The sequence below is a fragment of the Nocardiopsis sp. TNDT3 genome (assembly GCF_003427465.1).
GTDB lineage: Bacteria > Actinomycetota > Actinomycetes > Streptosporangiales > Streptosporangiaceae > Nocardiopsis > Nocardiopsis dassonvillei.
In genome coordinates this window covers 1-15,943 of record NZ_QPFC01000281.1, presented here as the reverse complement: position 1 = coordinate 15,943, position 15,943 = coordinate 1, and the positions used below count along the sequence as shown (strand labels likewise).

Genomic DNA, 15,943 nt, shown 5'->3' with positions numbered 1-15,943 from the left:
GAAAGCCACCACCCGGGCGCCGGAAGGCCCCGCCCGCCGACGACGGCCATATCATGGGATGAATTTTGGCCCTTCCGCGACGGCCCGAGCCATACGGCCGTGCCGGGAGCCGGGGTGGGCGACCACGACCGCGGACAGGGGCCGGATGTCACCTTTGGACACGCTGCGACGCATGCACCACATCGCCGGGTGGCCGCTGCTCCTGAGCACCTTCCTCGCCCGCCTGCCCATCTCCATGTCCCTGATCGGCCTGCTCACCCTGGTCACCACCACGACCGGGAGCGTGGCCGCCGCCGGTGCGGTGACCGGCGCCTTCGCGCTCGGGGAGACCGTGGGCGGGCCCGTCATCGCCCGCTTCGCCGACCGGCGCGGGCAGCGCGTACCGGTGCTGGTCACCTCGCTCGTGGACGCCGTGCTCATCACCGTGCTCGTGACCACCGTCCTGGCGGAGGCCTCCGCCCCGGTCCTGGCCGTGCTCGCCGCCGCGGCGGGTCTGTGCATGCCCCAGATCGGCCCCATGGCGCGTACGCGCTGGGTGGTGCTCATCCGTCGGGGGCCGCACCGGGGCGAGGAGCGCGAGCGGTCGGTGTCCGCGGCGATGTCGGTCGAGGGCGTGCTGGACGAGGCCGCGTTCGTCCTGGGCCCCGCCCTGGTGGGCCTGCTCACCGTGACGCTCTCCCCGGCGGCGAGCGTGCTGGGCGCGGCCGTGCTCATCGGCGTGTTCGGGACCGTGTTCGCCCTGCACCCCACCGCGCCGCCCGGAACCCCGCCGGTGCGCGGCGCCGGGGGCCGCATCGCCACGCCCGCGCTGCTGGTGCTGGCCGTCCCCATGTTCTGCCAGGGCCTGTTCTTCGGCGGCATGTCCACCGGCGTGACCGCCTTCTCCGCCGCCTCCGGGCACGGGGACCTGTCCGGGCTGATGTACGCGGTGATGGGCACCAGCAGCGCCGTCGCGGGCCTGCTGATGGCCTCCGTCCCCGTGGGCTTCCCGCTCACGGCGCGGGCCCGGATCGCGGCGGGCGCGCTGTTCCTGCTCACCCTGCCGCTGTACGCGGCCCACGGCGCGGCCGCCCTGGCGGTGGCCATCTTCGTCCTGGGCGCCGCCATCGGCCCGCACATCGTGAGCCTGTTCGGGCTGATCGAGAGGGCCGCCCCGGCCAGCCGCCTGTCGCAGTCGATGGCCGTCATCCTGAGCTGCCTGATCCTGGGCCAGGCGCTGGGGTCGTCGGTCGCGGGCGTCCTCGCCGACGCGCACGGCCACCAGGGGGCGTTCGTGCTGGCCACGCTGGGCGGCCTGGTCTCCTTCGCGGTGACCGTCCTGGTGATGCGCGCCCGCTGGTACGTGCGCGGCGAACCGTCCTCTCCGGCGACGGTGACACGTTCCGCTCCGGGCGTCGGAGAGGGGTGACCGGGGAGGTCAGGGAGCGTGTCGGGGTGATTCGGGGAACATCAGGCGTTAAACCCGCGTTAAAGAGGAACCCATCATTCTGACTCCGACCTAGGCTCGATGATCGTGCTCGATCTACTGGCCACCATCGGCCCCCGCCGCAGAGAGGTGCCCGTGCCCCAGCTCAACGGGCTCGCCCGCGTCACCCTGTCGGTCCGCGACCGCGACGAGAGTGTGCGCTTCTACCGCACGGTCCTGGGTTTCCGGGTCCTCGGCAAGAGCGACCACGAGGGCACACGGCGCACCGAGTGCCAGCACCCGGCCTCCGGGCTGCTGCTGGCGCTCATCCAGCATCGCGACAACTTCAAGGGCAGGTTCGACCGCAGGCACTGCGGCCTGGACCGGCTCACCCTGGGCGTGGAGAACCTGGGCGAACTGGAGGCCTGGGAGGAGCGCTTCGCGGAGATGGACGTGGAGCACTCCCCGGTGATGCACGGCGAGGAGGGCTCCACCCTGCTCTTCTACGACCCGGACGGCACCGAACTGGCCCTGTTCGCCCACGCGGAGCTCGACGCCGACGAGGACTGAGCCGCGTGGAGCCGTAGCCGGGGCCTCGGCCGTGCACGCCGCCGACCAGGCGATGAACGGCGGACTCGGGCGGCCCCGAGCCGCCGGGCGCCCGGTGGGCGCCCCCTCTACTCCACCTCGACCAGCTTCAGGCGCACGTCGCGCTCGGCGAGGTCGTCCACGGCCGAGCGCGGGAGCCGGTCGTCGGTGATGATCAGGTCGAACTCCTCCAGGCTGGCCACCCTGAAGGTGCCGAACTTGCCGTACTTGGTGCTGTCGACCGTGAGCACGCTCTTGGAGGCGATCCGCAGCAGCGCCTGCTTGGCGACCACCTTGGCCTCGGAGGGCGTGGTCGAGCCGCGCTCGGCGTCCCAGGAGCTGCTGGCGATGAAGGCCAGGTCGACGTTCACCTGGCGCAGGAAGTCGGCGGTGAAGCGCCCGACCGAGGAGTGGTCGGAGTGCGAGACCACCCCGCCGGTGTGGATCAGCTCGATCCCCGGGTACTCCATCAGGTGGCCCACGACGTTGAAGTCGCTGGTGATGACGGTCAGGCCGACCTTGTCGGTGAGCAGGGGGACCATCTGCAGCGTGGTCGTGCCCGCGTCCAGGTAGATGGTGAAGTTCTCCCGGACCAGGTCGGCCGCCGCGCGCGCTATGGCCCGCTTGGCGGGTACCTCCAGCTGGGCCTTGGCCAGGTAGGAGGGCTCGCTCTTGAGCCGCGCCGCGAGCCGCACCCCCCCGGTGACCGACAGCACCTTGCCGTCGTTCTCCAGCGCCTGGATGTCACGCCGGACCGTCATGTGGGACACGGACAGCATCGACGTGAGCTCGTTGATGCTCAGCACGTGGCGCTCCTGAAGGAGCTTGAGGATGTGCTCTCGTCTCTGGTCCGGAATCATCGTTCGCCTCACACTCCAGGGACGGTCATGGGGCACCGTGCGGTCACGACGCCGTGTAACAAAGTTTCCCAGCTCGCCGCACCCCGTCGGCGTCCCCGACGACGTGAGTCCGCTCGCAATCGCGACGCCACGTAACGGCGGCACCGGGCCGCGCGGGGCGCCGCACGCCCGTCCGCGCCCGCCCCCGGCGGGCGTTTTTCCTGTTTGCACCACGTAAAGCGGAAGTCTTTGCCACCCTTGACCACATGACGTTGTCCATCGCACTGCGCGGAGACACCGCACGCTTCCCGGGAAACACCCTCCCGGCCCTGCGTTCAGCCTCGCGTGCCGGGGCCGACCTGGTCAAGATCGACGTCCACCTCACCTCCGACGGCTATCCCGTCCTGGTGGACGAACGACTCATGGCCCTTCCCGGTTCCCCGCCCCGCCCCGTGGGGGAGCTGACCCTGGCCGAGATCGCCGCCGCCCGCGACGACGTGGAGCACCGCGTGCCCACCCTGATGGAGGTGCTCGCCGAGTACACCGGCGACGCTCCCCCTCCCCTGCTCGTGGACGCCGGCACGCCCGAGGCGGCGCTGGCGGCGGACAGCCTGCTGCGGGCGCGCGGGTTCGGCGACCAGGTGCTCTTCACCGGTTCCACCGAGACCCTCGACGCCCTGCGGGGCCGCAGCTCCGAGGCCCGGCTGATGCTGGCCTGGGACAAGCCGGGGCCGCCGCCCGAGGACGTGGTGCGGACCCTGCGTCCGACCTTCCTCGGCATGCACTACACGCTGCTGACCCGGGACCTGGTCTCGGAGACACACCTGCGCGGCCACCTCGTCACGGCGTGGACGGTGAACGACTTCCCCGAGATGGCGCGCGTGGTGGGCATGGGCGTGGACGCGCTCGCCACCGAGCGGATCGAGGACCTGGTGTCGCTGACCAGCAGCCGTGAGCGGCGGGCACCGGCCGCCGGTCCGGTCTGAGAGCGGGGGTCGCGGAACCGATCCGCCGAAGACCGCACGCCCTCCCCCTCTCCGGGGGCGTACTCCGAGCGATGAGACACCACATGACGGCCGACACATCCCCTCACGCGCTCCGCACCACGGCCCCCGTCCTGGACTGCGCGGCGCACCTGTTCGCCCAGCACGGCTCACAAGGCCTGGCGATGTCCGAACTGACCTCCCGGATCTCGGCCGAGACCGGGACCGCCCCCGCCGCGCTCAGACGCGCCTTCCCCACCCGGTTGGACCTGGCCTACGCCGTGGTGCTGCGCTCCACCCGGGAGCGGGTGCACGGGCAGCTGGCCGCGGACCGGCCGGACCGACCCGCGACAGAACGCATGTCGACGCTGGTCAGGCGGCACGTGGAGACCGGCTGGCGGCACCGCGCGGCGACCGCGCTGGGGCACGAGCTGCTGCCGGTGCTGCGCGCCATCCACCCGGCCCGCCACCGCGAGATCACCTCCCTGACCCGGGCGTACCGCGAGCACGTGCGCGGCATCATCCTGGACGGCGTGACCCGCGGGGACTTCGGGGTGCGCGAGCCGGGGCGGGTCGCCGACGACGTGCTGGAGACCTTCGACTCCCTGCTGCACTGGTACGACCCCGGGGCCGGGCTGAGCCTGGACGACCTCGGCGCCGTCTACGTCGACCTCGTGATCCACCACCACCTGGGGTGCCCGCGCTGACCGGACGGCCTGGGCGGGCCACGCGCTCCCCCGGCCGGCGCTAGCCGCCGACGAGCTGGTAGAGGTCCACGGACTCGGCCAGCGCGCGCAGTCCGGCGTCCCCCGGGTGGAGGTGGTCGCCCGAGTCGTAGGCGGGCAGCATGCGGCTGGGTTCCTGCGGGTCGCGCAGAACCGCGTCGAAGTCCCATACGCCGTCGAAGGGCGACAGGGGATCGTTCGCCCGCGCCCGCAGGTGGTCGTTGACCTGCTGGCGGGCCCGGTCGACCTCCTCGGTGCAGCGCGCCTCGCCCCCGCAGGGGCCGAGCGTGGCCACGAACACCCGCATGCCGTTCTCGCGGGCCAGCCCCGCGATCTCCTCGATCCCGGCGATCACCGACTCGGGCGGGGTGCTCCAGCGCAGGTCGTTGATCCCGGCGAAGACGACCAAGGTGTTCACCCCGCTCTGGGCCAGCACGTCCCGGTGCACCCGGTGGGTCAGCGCCACCCCGGTGGGGTTGGTGGAGACGCCCTCACCCGGGTAGCCGTCCCGGATCACGTGGTTCCCGGCCACGCCGAGGTTGAGCACGCCCGGGTTGGGCAGCCCCGGCCGCTCGGACAGGCGGGCGCTGAGCACGTCGGGCCAGCGGGCGTGGGCGTCGGGGGTGGAGCGGATCCCGTCGGTGATGGAGTCGCCGAAGGCGGCGATCGCGCCCGGCCCCCCGGAGACCTCCACCGCGGTGAGGAAGGGCCACTGCGCGACCCGGCCGGTGAACGGCTCCCCCGTGGTGTCCAGGGTCAGGTCGCCGCTTCCGGGCGCGCTGGTGTAGTTGGTGTCCACCGAGGCGTAGTGCACCGGCGCGGTGGTCACCTGTTCGGGCAGGTGGATGCTGACCAGCACGTCGGTCTGCGGCGGCAGGAGCATCTCGACGGGGTCGCTGAACACCTGTCCCCCAGCCGGGATGACGGTGTCGGAGCGCCCCTCGAAGGTGAGCGGGACCGCGGCGCCGCGGGAGGCCGCGCCGCTTCCGCGCAGCGCGACGGAGGCCGCGCCCACGGTGACGGGTGCGGCCGCGAAGGTGTTGTCCAGGCGGATGCGGACCGTGTGGCCGCCGGTGGTCGTGCGCACCGACAGCCGCAGGGTCTGGTCCCGCCAGGGTCCGACCTCCATGTAGCCGGAGGTGGCGCGCGCCCAGGTGCCCGTCCACTCCGTCTCCGCGGCGCGCCCGCCCACGGAGAACACGTGGATGCGGCCCGCCTCGTCGGCGGTCTCGGGCAGCACCACGTGGGAGATCTCACGGGCGGGGTCGACCGTGACGCCGCGCGCGTACAGGCGCGCCGCGCCGAGGGTGGGGCTGGGACCGGCGTGCCGCGCGGAGTTGGCGTAGGGCAGGGTGAGCGCGGCCTCGCTCGCGGGTCCGGCGGTCCAGTGCGGCACGGACAGGGTGAACTCCTGCTCCCGGCCGTCGGCGTAGACCACGCGGCCGGTTCCGGTGACCTCGGCCTCGATGCCGTCGGTGCGGGTCGCGGTGGCCAGGAAGGTGAGCGACCGGTAGTGCTCGTCCGCGAGCCGCAGGAACTGGCCGTCCGAGACCAGGTGGTCGGGGCGGCCGGGAGCGTAGTCGGGCAGTTCCATGGGCGTGCCGAGCAGGACCACCTCGCGGCCGGGCGTCCACCCGGCGGCGGCCAGCGCCTGGGAGGACAGGCTGTTCCCGGAGCCGTCGAGGTCGACGGTGGCGACGGAGGTGTCCCGGGAGACGCCGATCCGGTCGACGAGACCGCTGAAGGGGACCGCGTTCACCGCGGGGACGGTCTGCTCCCTGGACTCGGAGGGCCCGGTGCCGTCGTCCCGGGAGACGGCGGTGTTGACCACGACCACGAGGAGCACCGCCACGGCCGCCGCGGCCAGGGCGTACAGCAGACGGGGATGGAGGCCCACCCCGTGCCGGTGGGTTCCGCGCAGCCGTGTGCCGTCCGCTCCCAACGCTCGCCTCTCCCCCCGCATGCATCTGTCCACCGACTGTCGGACGCCGCCGGGCGCGCCGTGGTTGTTGAGACGTGGACCACCGCGCCCCTCGGAGCGGCCGCCAGTGTAAACGAGCGGCCACCGCCGGGCGCGGAGGTTCCGGGATGTACTGGACGGCGGGTCGTATGGCCTGCGACCTGCACGGAACGGGAAAACGCGCAGGAGCTTCGGATTCGGGCAGGAGTGCCGCCATATTCGTCCGATGTCAGCCCGGGAAATCGGACGTCCGTTATTCGGATACCGCAGTGAGGACTTCCCCGGAGGGAAGGAACATACCAAAGGCCCTATAAGTAGACAAAACACAAACGAAGAACGGACGCCGCGCCCCCGGGCCCGTGGCGCCGCCGACCCGGCCCGCACCCGCAAGGCGGCGGGTCACGGGGGGCTGTGCGGGGACGGCGGGGCACGTGGCGCTCGTGTCCGGCGCCTTTGGCGGGAACGGACGGCCGCCGCGCCGCGGAACGGCGCCGCCGGCCGGGCGGCGGCCGGGTTCGAGGGCTTCCGGAACTTCGACGTGTATTCCCCGCGGCCAACCGGACGGGGCCGTGGAAGCCCGTAGCCGACCGCGGGGAAAGCGATAGCGCCTCCTGCCTGCACGCACAGGTGGGAGGCGCTTTTTTCGTGTTCGGAGAGGGTAGGCCGGGCAGGACTCGAACCCGCGACCCAGGGATTATGAGTCCCCTGCTCTAACCAACTGAGCTACCGGCCCGCCGTGATCGGCAAACGCCATCCTAACAGGGTGGGTCCGACGTTTCCCCGCCCTAAATCCGTTAACGGACAGGACCTCCCGGCCGCCCGCCCGGGACGGCGCGGGGACACGTAGCGCGCACCTGGGTCACGGCACGCGGGAGCGCGCGGTCTAGGGTGGTGAGGTGCGGCGCGAGCCTGGACGGCCCCCAGCGCCCGGTACCGAAGCCGCGTCGAACCCGTTGTGAGCATCGCGGGTCGCGAAACGTCGTCAGGGAGAGTTCACGTCATGTCCAAAGCACCCGTCAACGTCACCGTCACCGGCGCCGCCGGCCAGATCGGCTACGCGCTGCTGTTCCGGATCGCCTCCGGCCAGCTGCTCGGCGCCGACACCCCGGTGAAGCTGCGCCTGCTGGAGATCCCGCAGGCCGTCAAGGCCGCCGAGGGCACGGCGATGGAGCTGGACGACTGCGCCTTCCCGCTGCTCCAGGGCATCGACATCTTCGACGACGCCACCCAGGCCTTCCAGGGCGCCAACGTCGCCCTGCTGGTCGGCGCCCGCCCGCGCGGCAAGGGCATGGAGCGCGGCGACCTGCTGGAGGCCAACGGCGGCATCTTCAAGCCCCAGGGCGAGGCGATCAACGCCGGTGCGGCCGACGACATCCGCGTGCTGGTGGTGGGCAACCCCGCCAACACCAACGCCCTCATCGCGCAGAGCCACGCCCCCGACGTCCCGGCCGAGCGCTTCACCGCGATGACCCGCCTGGACCACAACCGCGCGCTCACCCAGCTCGCCAAGAAGCTCGACGTGTCGATCAACGACATCAAGAAGCTCACCATCTGGGGCAACCACTCCGCCACCCAGTACCCGGACGTGTTCCACGCCGAGGTCAACGGCGCCAACGCGGCCAAGGCCGTCGGCGACCAGGCCTGGCTGGAGAACGACTTCATCCCGACCGTCGCCAAGCGCGGCGCCGCGATCATCGAGGCCCGAGGCGCCTCCTCGGCGGCCTCCGCCGCCAACGCCGCCGTCGACCACGTGTACGACTGGGTCAACGGCACCCCCGAGGGCGACTGGACCTCCGCGGCCATCCCCTCCGACGGCTCCTACGGCGTGCCCGAGGGCATCATCTCCTCCTTCCCCGTCGTCTCGCGCGGCGGCAGGTGGGAGATCGTGCAGGGCCTGGAGATCGACGACTTCTCCCGCGCACGCATCGACGCCTCCGTCAAGGAGCTGGTCGAGGAGCGCGACACCGTCAAGCAGCTCGGCCTGGTCTGACCGCCGAGACGCGCACCGCGAGACCGGTGACACGACGGGCGCACCCCGCGCGGGGTGCGCCCGTCGCCGTCGCGGGGCCCCGGACGTCGCGCGCTGCGGCCAGCGTCCCGAAGGGGGCCGGGAAGCAGGCAGTATAGAGACTGTGAGTCTCATCGATGTGCTTCCGGCCGAACCAGAACCCGACTCCCTCTTCGAGGCGTTCGCTTTGTGGGCCGAGGAGCGGGGCCTCACCCTCTACCCGCACCAGGAGGAGGCCCTCATCGAGGTCGTCTCCGGGTCCAACGTCATCCTCAACACCCCCACCGGCTCGGGCAAGAGCATGGTGGCCACCGGCGCGCTCTTCGCCGCGCTGGCCCGCGACGAGTGCGCGTTCTACACCGCGCCCATCAAGGCGCTGGTGTCGGAGAAGTTCTTCGACCTGTGCAAGATCTTCGGCACCGACAACGTCGGCATGATGACCGGCGACGCCAGCGTCAACGCCGACGCGCCCATCGTGTGCTGCACGGCGGAGGTCCTGGCCCAGATCGCCCTGGCCGAGGGCGCGAACGCCGACATCAACACGGTCGTCATGGACGAGTTCCACTTCTACGCCGAGCCCGACCGCGGGTGGGCGTGGCAGGTGCCGCTGCTGGAGATGCCGCAGGCGCAGTTCCTGCTGATGTCGGCCACCCTGGGCGACGTCAGCCGCTTCGAGGAGGACCTGGAGAAGCGCACCGGGCGCTCCACCGCCGTGGTGTCCTCGGCCGAGCGCCCCGTCCCCCTCTACTACGACTACCGGGTCACCCCGCTGCACGAGACGCTGGAGGAGCTGCTCGGCAGCGGCAACGCCCCCGTGTACATCGTGCACTTCACCCAGGCGCAGGCGGTCGAGCGCGCGCAGTCGCTGACCAGCATCAACATGTGCACCAAGGAGGAGAAGGCGGCGATCGCCGCGGAGATCGGCAACTTCCGCTTCACCACCAAGTTCGGCCGCAACCTGTCCCGCTACGTGCGGCACGGCATCGGCGTGCACCACGCGGGCATGCTGCCCAAGTACCGGCGCCTGGTCGAGCGCCTGGCGCAGTCGGGGCTGCTCAAGGTCATCTGCGGCACCGACACCCTCGGCGTGGGCGTGAACGTGCCCATCCGCACGGTGCTGTTCACCGCGCTGAGCAAGTACGACGGGGTGCGCGTGCGCCGCCTGCGCGCCCGCGAGTTCCACCAGATCGCCGGGCGCGCGGGCCGGGCCGGGTTCGACACCGTGGGCAACGTGGTGGCCCAGGCCCCCGAGCACGTCATCGAGAACGAGAAGGCGCTCGCCAAGGTCGGCGACGACGCCAAGAAGCGGCGCAAGGTGGTGCGCAAGAAGGCCCCGGAGGGGTTCGTCTCCTGGGACGAGGCCACCTTCACCAAGCTGATCGAGTCCGACCCCGAGCCCCTGACCTCGCGGTTCAGGGTCAGCAACGCCATGCTGCTGAGCGTGATCGCCCGCCCCGGCGACTGCTTCCCGGCCATGAAGCACCTGCTCACCGAGAACCACGACGACCGCCCCAGGCAGCGCCGCCACATCAGCGAGGCCATCGCCATCTACCGGTCGCTGCTGGACGGCGGGATCGTGGAGGCGCTCCCCGAGCCCGACGCGCAGGGGCGCACCGCGCGGCTGACCGTGGACCTCCAGGCCGACTTCGCGCTCAACCAGCCGCTGTCCACGTTCGCGCTGGCCGCGCTGGACCTGCTGGACAAGGAGTCGCCCACGTACCCGCTGGACGTGCTCAGCGTGGTGGAGTCCACCCTGGACGACCCGCGGCAGATCCTGGGCGCCCAGCTCAACAAGGCGCGCGGCGAGGCCGTCCAGCAGATGAAGATGGACGGCATCGAGTACGACGAGCGCATGGAGCGGCTGGAGGAGGTCGACTACCCCAAGCCGCTGGAGGAGCTGCTCAGCCACGCCTACGAGGTGTACCGGCGCGGCCACCCGTGGGTGGGCGACCACCCGCTCCGGCCCAAGACGGTGGCCCGGGACATGTACGAGCGGGCGATGACCTTCACCGAGTACGTGGGCTTCTACGAACTGGCCCGCTCGGAGGGGCTCGTGCTGCGCTACCTGGCCAGCGCGTACAAGGCGCTCAACCAGACGGTGCCCGACGACGCCAAGACCGAGGAGCTGCGCGACCTCATCGAGTGGCTGGGCGAGCTGGTCCGCCAGGTGGACTCCAGCCTGCTGGACGAGTGGGAGCAGCTGACCAACCCCGAGGCGGAGGTGCCGGAGGACGCGGCCGCCGCCGAGGAGAAGGTGCGGCCCGTCACCACCAACGAGCGGGCGTTCCGGGTGCTGGTGCGCAACGAGATGTTCCGCCGCGTGGAGCTGGCCGCCCTGCGCCGCCACGACGAACTGGGGCGGCTGGACGAGGACGGGGAGTGGGACGCCGAGGCCTGGGAGGAGGCCCTGGACGCCTACTTCGAGGAGCACGACGCGATCGGGACCGGGCCGGACGCGCGCGGCCCGGCGATGCTGCTCATCGAGCGGGAGCCGGAGCTGTGGCGGGTCCGCCAGATCTTCGCCGACCCGGCGGGCGACCACGACTGGGGCATCAGCGCCGAGGTGGACCTGGCCGCGTCCGACGCCGAGGGGCGCGCGGTGGTGCACGTGGCGGACGTGGACCGGCTGTAGGGGCGGACGGTCCTCGGGGAAGGGCCGTTTTCGGGCACGCCCATGCCGTCTCCGGGGATGGGCCCCCTGTACCAAGGGAACACCCCCGGACCCGGGCCGCGCCACAGCCGGATCCGGCCTGTGGACAACCCGGGTCGGGCCGCCTCCGGCGGGTAGAAAGGACGGCACAGGGTCCGGCGCCGCCGGACCCGCTCCCCTGCCCGCCGACCCCTCCCGTCCCAGCGGTCGTGCGGACCTTCACACACAGGAGGTTCGACCATGCCCCTCCCCCTCATCGCCTGGGCCGTCGCCGCGGGAGGCGCCGCGGCCGCCGCCTACGTCGCCCGCCGGATGTCCAGGGACGAGGAGTTCGCCGGAAGGGTCCGCGATGTCGCCGGTTCCCTCGCCAGGTCGGTGTCGGCCAGCGACGAACTCGACAGGCTCCTGGAGATGGAGGAGCCCGTCGCCATGCGCCACCTCGACGCCAGGGCGCCCCGGATGAGCGCCCAGCAGTGGGACGACTTCTCCGGAGCGGTGCACGCCCGCGTCACCAACCCCTACGAGGACGAGGAGACCAAGGCCCGGACGCGCCGCCTGTACTCCTACGCGGGCAAGCTCAGATGACGCGGCCGCCCTCCACCGGGCTCCCGCTCAGCCCAGCAGGTGGGCGTTGACCTCGCGCACGCCGTCGGCCAGGTCGGGCCGCTCCACGACCGTCCGGCCCGCCGCGCGCAGGCGCTCGGCGCCGTCGCAGTCCACGAACACGGAGGGCTCCCGCCAGGCGAACACCACGCGCGCGACGGGCGTGGCCAGGATCAGCGCCGAGCAGGACAGCGGCCGGGAGGCACGGGAGCTGCACGGTTCCAGGGACGAGTACAGGGTGGCTCCGGCCAGCCTGGGGTCGTCGGCGTCCACCTCCCGCAGGGCCGCCTCCTCGGCGTGGTCGTGCGGGTCGTCGCGGCGCGAGTAGCCCTCGCCCAGGACGGTGCCGTCGGCGGCGACCACGGCGCAGCCCACCGAGAACGCCGTGTCCGAGGGCGGACAGGAGCGGGACAGCTCGACGGTGCGGCGCAGCCACCGGGCGTCGGACTCCCCCTCGGCGGGGGGCGGACCGGCGCTCACGCGCGCGCTCCCCGGTCCAGCCGGTAGCGCAGGACCGCCACGTCGCCCAGCGCCCTGGCCTCCACCAGCCGCATCGGCGCGTCGGGGGTCTGCGGGAAGGCGCCGGGCACGACGAAGCGCGGGGCGTCCTCCTGCCCCACCAGGAAGGGGGCCACCGCCAACCGGAGCTCGTCGACCAGCCCCGAGGTGAGGAAGAGCGTGTGGATGTGCCCGCCGCCCTCGACCAGCAGGCGGCCGACGCCCCGGTCGGCCAGGTCGGCCAGCACGGCCCGGACGGTGGGCGGGTCCCCGGCGTCCACGACCTCGGCGGGCGGGTCCGCGGCGGGCCGGTCGGCCAGCGCGCGCCGGGCGGTGTCCACGCCCGCCCCGCCGGTGTAGACGACGGCTCCCGCGTCCCCGGTGGAGAAGAAGCGGGCCGCGGGGTCGAACTCGCCGCTGCGGGTGACCAGGGCCTTGAGCAGGTGCGCGGTGCGCCCGCGCTCCCGGCGGCGTTCGCGCAGCAGCGGGGAGCGCACCAACAGCCCGGGGTTGTCGGCGCGCAGGGTGCCCGCGCCGACGAGGATGGCGTCGCACTCCGCCCGTAGTTCGTCGATCTCGGCGAAGTCGGCCTCGTTGGACAGGCGCAGCCGCTCGGGCCCGGTGTCGTCGATGCGTCCGTCGACCGACATGGCGCAGCTGAGGATGGTGTACGGGCGGTCCATGGCCCCAGGCTAGGCCACGGCGCGGGGCCGGGCGGTCCGCGCTCGGGGAGCGCCCGCGTCCGCGGGAGCCCGCGACCGGAAGGGTCGGCGGTCGGGAGGGCCGGCGTCCCAACGGCGTTCCGGTGTTTTCGGCCCGCCGCTCCACCGTTCACCGGTCGCACCGCATTCCTGGGCACGGCAAGGAATTCCCGCAGGTGGCGACTGCGTGCGCGGAATTTCCCTCCGATATGCGCGGGGAACGCTTTTCTCCGTTCCCGCACGGCGGAGGAGCCCGCGGCTCACGCTCCGGGGACGGGACACAACCACCCGTACCCACACGTCTCCACTGTCACACACGCGCACTCACGAAACCCGGGAAGCCCGTAGCCACGGGCTTACGAGTTCCGAGACCTCATCCTGATTCCTCCCATAATGGACATTAGGTATATAACTCCTAGCCCACCCAGGACCACCCTTCGCCACACCCCGCAGTACTTCCCGGGCATCGCGAACACCGATTTTTATGACCGGAGTCTGTGACTCGGTTAACAACACCTCTCACGCGGAATACAATCCAGTGGTCGACCACTCTTCCCACCTCAGACAAGAGGACGGCGATGTCTCGATTCACCTCCCCCCCTTTCCTGAGGCAGGCGGGGGGCAAACACGTCCGCGCCCACCCACCGCCCGCCGTTGACCTGACCCGGCCCAGCGTGGCCCGGCTGCACTCCTTCCACCTCAAGGGCAAGGACCACTTCGAGGCGGACCGGGACCTGGCCGGCCGCGCCGAGCGGGCCGCGCCCGGGTTCCAGGACCTCGTGCTGGGCGAGAGGGCCTTCCTCCAGCGCGCCGTCCGCCACCTGTGCGCGGACCTGGGCATCCGGCAGTTCATCCAGTTCGGCGCGGGACTGCCCGCACCGGGCGACCCGCACGAGATCGCGCACGAGAGCGACCCCCGCGCGCGCGTCGTCTACGCCACCGACGACCCTGTGGTCCTGACCCACCACCTCGCCCTGCTCCGCGACCGGCGCACCACCACCGCGGTGCGCGCCTCGCTCACCCGCCCGGACAGGCTCCTGGACAGCTCCGAGACCCGGAGCTTCCTCGACCTGGACGAGCCCGTCGGCCTGCTGCTCGCCGGTGCCGTCACGCACACCTCCGACGCCGACCACCCGGCCGAGCACATAGCCGCCCTGCGCGACGCCCTGGCTCCCGGCAGCCACATGGTCCTCAGCCACTACTGCCGTCCCGACTCCGCCGTCTTCCCCAAGGACGCGGCGCGGGCCGAGCAGCTGGAGCAGGTGTTCGCCGAACGCCTGCGGTCCGGCCGCTGGCGCTCGCGGCGGGCCATCCTCGACTTCTTCGAGGGCTGGCGCGTCGCCGAACCCGGCGTGATCGAGGTCCAGCGGTGGCGCACGCTGCCCGTGGCCCCGCCGGTGCCCGGCTGCTACCAGATGCCCCAGCGCAACCGCCGACTGCTCATCGGCGGCGTCGCCGGAATCTGAGGCGTTACCTCCGCCCCGCGTCGCAGCCGCCCGGACCGGCAGCGGGCGAGGTCCGCCACCGCGCACACCGGGCCGCTCAGCCCAGTGGCCCCGACACCGAGCGGTCCCGTGTCCCGACCACGGGAACCCTCGGAGTACTCCAGCGGCCCCGAACCGCTGGCGCGGACGGTGGATGTCCGGCGGGGCGTCCCGGCCGCCCCGGCACCGACGGATGGCGCCCCAGAACACGGGCGCGGACCCGGTGCCGCTCTCCTCGCCGATGACCGGGCGCGTGCCGCCCCCGAGCCACTGCCCTCCGAGCGCGGTCCCGCCCAACGGGCCATGCCGCCGTCCCGGCCGACCGGGAAGCCGGTCGGACCGGGCCCGGTGCCCACACGCGCCGTCACCGCCGAACGCCCCGGTGTACCGGGGATCCGGCGTCCACGCGCGTGCCGTCCCCCTGCTCCCCGTCGGCACCTGCCGACCGGGACCCGGCACACGTCCCGTCCGCCGCGGAGCCCGCCCCGGCGGGCCGGAGCGCGCCGGGGGCCTCGCCCGTCCCGTGCAGGAACGCCTCGATGCTCTGTCGCAGCGGGGCCCGCCATTCGGGCCTGGCGGCGCAGTGGGTGCCGTCCTGGACGTCGGCCCAGTAGCTGATGTTGTCCTGGGCGCCGAGCGCCTGGTACACCTGCGCTCCGCCCAGGGCCGCCACACTCCCGGAGCGGGCACCCAGCCAGTCGATGTGGGGGTTGTCCATGACGAACAGCCCGCGCGGCGCGATCATGCCCAGGATCTGGTGTGTGTCCACCGGCAGCGTGCTCGGTCGCCCGTGTGGGAACCGAAGGCGTCCCCCAGCCACGGCTGCTCGCCGTAGGCGCTGCTCAGGGGCCGGGCTCCGCTCTCCCGGGCGACCGCGCGGAAGGCGGGGACACCGCCGGTGCCCGACTCGATCGGCATGGTCAGGTCGATGCGCTGGTCGAACGCGCCCGCCGCGAGGGCGCCCTTGCCGTAGCGCGAGCACCCGGTGACACCGGTCGCGTCCGCCCGGAGGACGCCGCCGCCCGACTGCTCGACGACGTCGATGACGCGGCTGGCGCCCCAGGCCCAGGCCATGAGCAGCCCCGTACCGCTGGATGAGCCGTAGATGTCGTAGAACGCGCCCCGCTTGTCGCCCCGCGAGGTGCCCTCGGCCCCGACCGCGAAGGGGTCGTAGCTGATGACGGCGGCGCCCGCGGCGTTGATGGCGGCCGTGTCCGCCCCGAACCCGCCGTAGACGATGACGGCCGGGAAGGGGCCCGAACGGCTCGGCAGGTCCACCGACGCCGAGAAGCTGGTGCTGCGTCCCCGGTCCGTCACGTTCACGGTGATGCCGGACGAGGCGACCGCGCCCGTGACGCTGTCGGGCGACGCGGGTCTGTCCCCGTAGACGGAGCGCTCCGCCAGTTCGTGGATCTCCGCCCGGCGGCACTCCCACTCCTCCAGGGTGGAGACGCGGGTGCCGCCCAGGCTGGTGAAGGGGTCGGGAAGCAGGGGGTCGG

Annotated in this window: 12 protein-coding genes, 1 tRNA gene and 1 pseudogene; 8 read left to right on the top strand and 6 right to left on the bottom strand. The window is 72.6% G+C overall.

Annotated elements, in window-relative coordinates:
* Positions 1-145 precede the first annotated feature (145 nt).
* Entirely contained in the window at positions 146-1,408 is a 1,263-nt protein-coding gene (locus DQW06_RS07695; RefSeq protein WP_117198212.1) for an MFS transporter, read from the top strand.
* A gap of 99 nt (positions 1,409-1,507) precedes the next feature.
* Positions 1,508-1,975, top strand: a complete 468-nt coding sequence (locus DQW06_RS07690; RefSeq protein WP_019606964.1) for a VOC family protein — start codon at positions 1,508-1,510, stop codon at positions 1,973-1,975.
* A 107-nt stretch (positions 1,976-2,082) separates the two neighbouring features.
* Here the strand turns inward: DQW06_RS07690 and DQW06_RS07685 are convergent, their stop codons facing one another.
* Positions 2,083-2,853, bottom strand: a complete 771-nt coding sequence (locus DQW06_RS07685; protein ID WP_013151829.1) for a DeoR/GlpR family DNA-binding transcription regulator — start codon at positions 2,851-2,853, stop codon at positions 2,083-2,085.
* Positions 2,854-3,098: 245 nt separating this feature from the next.
* Here DQW06_RS07685 and DQW06_RS07680 point away from each other — a divergent pair, with 245 nt between their 5' ends.
* Positions 3,099-3,818, top strand: a complete 720-nt coding sequence (locus DQW06_RS07680) for a glycerophosphodiester phosphodiesterase (protein WP_013151828.1) — start codon at positions 3,099-3,101, stop codon at positions 3,816-3,818.
* An 83-nt stretch (positions 3,819-3,901) separates the two neighbouring features.
* Entirely contained in the window at positions 3,902-4,522 is a 621-nt protein-coding gene (locus DQW06_RS07675; RefSeq protein ID WP_013151827.1) for a TetR/AcrR family transcriptional regulator, read from the top strand.
* Between the two features lie 40 nt (positions 4,523-4,562).
* Here DQW06_RS07675 and DQW06_RS07670 read toward each other — a convergent pair whose 3' ends face one another.
* Together DQW06_RS07670 and DQW06_RS07665 are read right to left on the bottom strand one after the other, a co-directional pair.
* A complete protein-coding gene (locus DQW06_RS07670) occupies positions 4,563-6,503 on the bottom strand; it encodes an SGNH/GDSL hydrolase family protein (RefSeq protein WP_013151826.1) in 1,941 nt (646 codons plus the stop codon).
* A 656-nt stretch (positions 6,504-7,159) separates the two neighbouring features.
* Positions 7,160-7,233: transfer RNA gene (locus DQW06_RS07665), tRNA-Ile, on the bottom strand.
* A 267-nt stretch (positions 7,234-7,500) separates the two neighbouring features.
* Between DQW06_RS07665 and DQW06_RS07660 the strand changes: the two genes are divergently transcribed.
* The 3 genes from DQW06_RS07660 to DQW06_RS07650 all read left to right on the top strand — a co-directional run bounded on the left by DQW06_RS07660 (position 7,501) and on the right by DQW06_RS07650 (position 11,743).
* Complete coding sequence (locus tag DQW06_RS07660) at positions 7,501-8,490, top strand: malate dehydrogenase (protein ID WP_013151825.1); 990 nt, start codon at positions 7,501-7,503, stop codon at positions 8,488-8,490.
* 157 nt (positions 8,491-8,647) lie between these two features.
* Complete coding sequence (locus tag DQW06_RS07655) at positions 8,648-11,140, top strand: RNA helicase (protein ID WP_041552316.1); 2,493 nt, start codon at positions 8,648-8,650, stop codon at positions 11,138-11,140.
* Between the two features lie 258 nt (positions 11,141-11,398).
* Positions 11,399-11,743, top strand: coding sequence for a hypothetical protein (locus tag DQW06_RS07650; protein WP_013151823.1), 345 nt, complete (start codon positions 11,399-11,401; stop codon positions 11,741-11,743).
* Between the two features lie 27 nt (positions 11,744-11,770).
* Here the strand turns inward: DQW06_RS07650 and DQW06_RS07645 are convergent, their stop codons facing one another.
* Together DQW06_RS07645 and DQW06_RS07640 are read right to left on the bottom strand one after the other, a co-directional pair.
* A complete protein-coding gene (locus DQW06_RS07645) occupies positions 11,771-12,241 on the bottom strand; it encodes a dCMP deaminase (RefSeq protein WP_013151822.1) in 471 nt (156 codons plus the stop codon).
* A complete protein-coding gene (locus DQW06_RS07640; protein WP_013151821.1) occupies positions 12,238-12,942 on the bottom strand; it encodes a RibD family protein in 705 nt (234 codons plus the stop codon). The genes DQW06_RS07645 and DQW06_RS07640 overlap by 4 nt, the downstream gene beginning before the upstream one ends.
* A gap of 596 nt (positions 12,943-13,538) precedes the next feature.
* Here DQW06_RS07640 and DQW06_RS07635 point away from each other — a divergent pair.
* Complete coding sequence (locus DQW06_RS07635; RefSeq protein WP_013151820.1) at positions 13,539-14,426, top strand: SAM-dependent methyltransferase; 888 nt, start codon at positions 13,539-13,541, stop codon at positions 14,424-14,426.
* 382 nt (positions 14,427-14,808) lie between these two features.
* Here DQW06_RS07635 and DQW06_RS29935 read toward each other — a convergent pair.
* A pseudogene (locus tag DQW06_RS29935) lies at positions 14,809-15,722 on the bottom strand (hypothetical protein).
* Between the last annotated feature and the right edge of the window lie 221 nt (positions 15,723-15,943).

Coding starts and splice junctions, on each gene's coding strand:
- DQW06_RS07695 (WP_117198212.1), top strand. CDS start 146: ATGTCACCTTTGGACACGCTGCGACGCATGCACCACATCGCCGGGTGG.
- DQW06_RS07690 (WP_019606964.1), top strand. CDS start 1,508: ATGATCGTGCTCGATCTACTGGCCACCATCGGCCCCCGCCGCAGAGAG.
- DQW06_RS07685 (WP_013151829.1), bottom strand. CDS start 2,853: ATGATTCCGGACCAGAGACGAGAGCACATCCTCAAGCTCCTTCAGGAG.
- DQW06_RS07680 (WP_013151828.1), top strand. CDS start 3,099: ATGACGTTGTCCATCGCACTGCGCGGAGACACCGCACGCTTCCCGGGA.
- DQW06_RS07675 (WP_013151827.1), top strand. CDS start 3,902: ATGACGGCCGACACATCCCCTCACGCGCTCCGCACCACGGCCCCCGTC.
- DQW06_RS07670 (WP_013151826.1), bottom strand. CDS start 6,503: ATGCGGGGGGAGAGGCGAGCGTTGGGAGCGGACGGCACACGGCTGCGC.
- DQW06_RS07660 (WP_013151825.1), top strand. CDS start 7,501: ATGTCCAAAGCACCCGTCAACGTCACCGTCACCGGCGCCGCCGGCCAG.
- DQW06_RS07650 (WP_013151823.1), top strand. CDS start 11,399: ATGCCCCTCCCCCTCATCGCCTGGGCCGTCGCCGCGGGAGGCGCCGCG.
- DQW06_RS07640 (WP_013151821.1), bottom strand. CDS start 12,942: ATGGACCGCCCGTACACCATCCTCAGCTGCGCCATGTCGGTCGACGGA.
- DQW06_RS07635 (WP_013151820.1), top strand. CDS start 13,539: ATGTCTCGATTCACCTCCCCCCCTTTCCTGAGGCAGGCGGGGGGCAAA.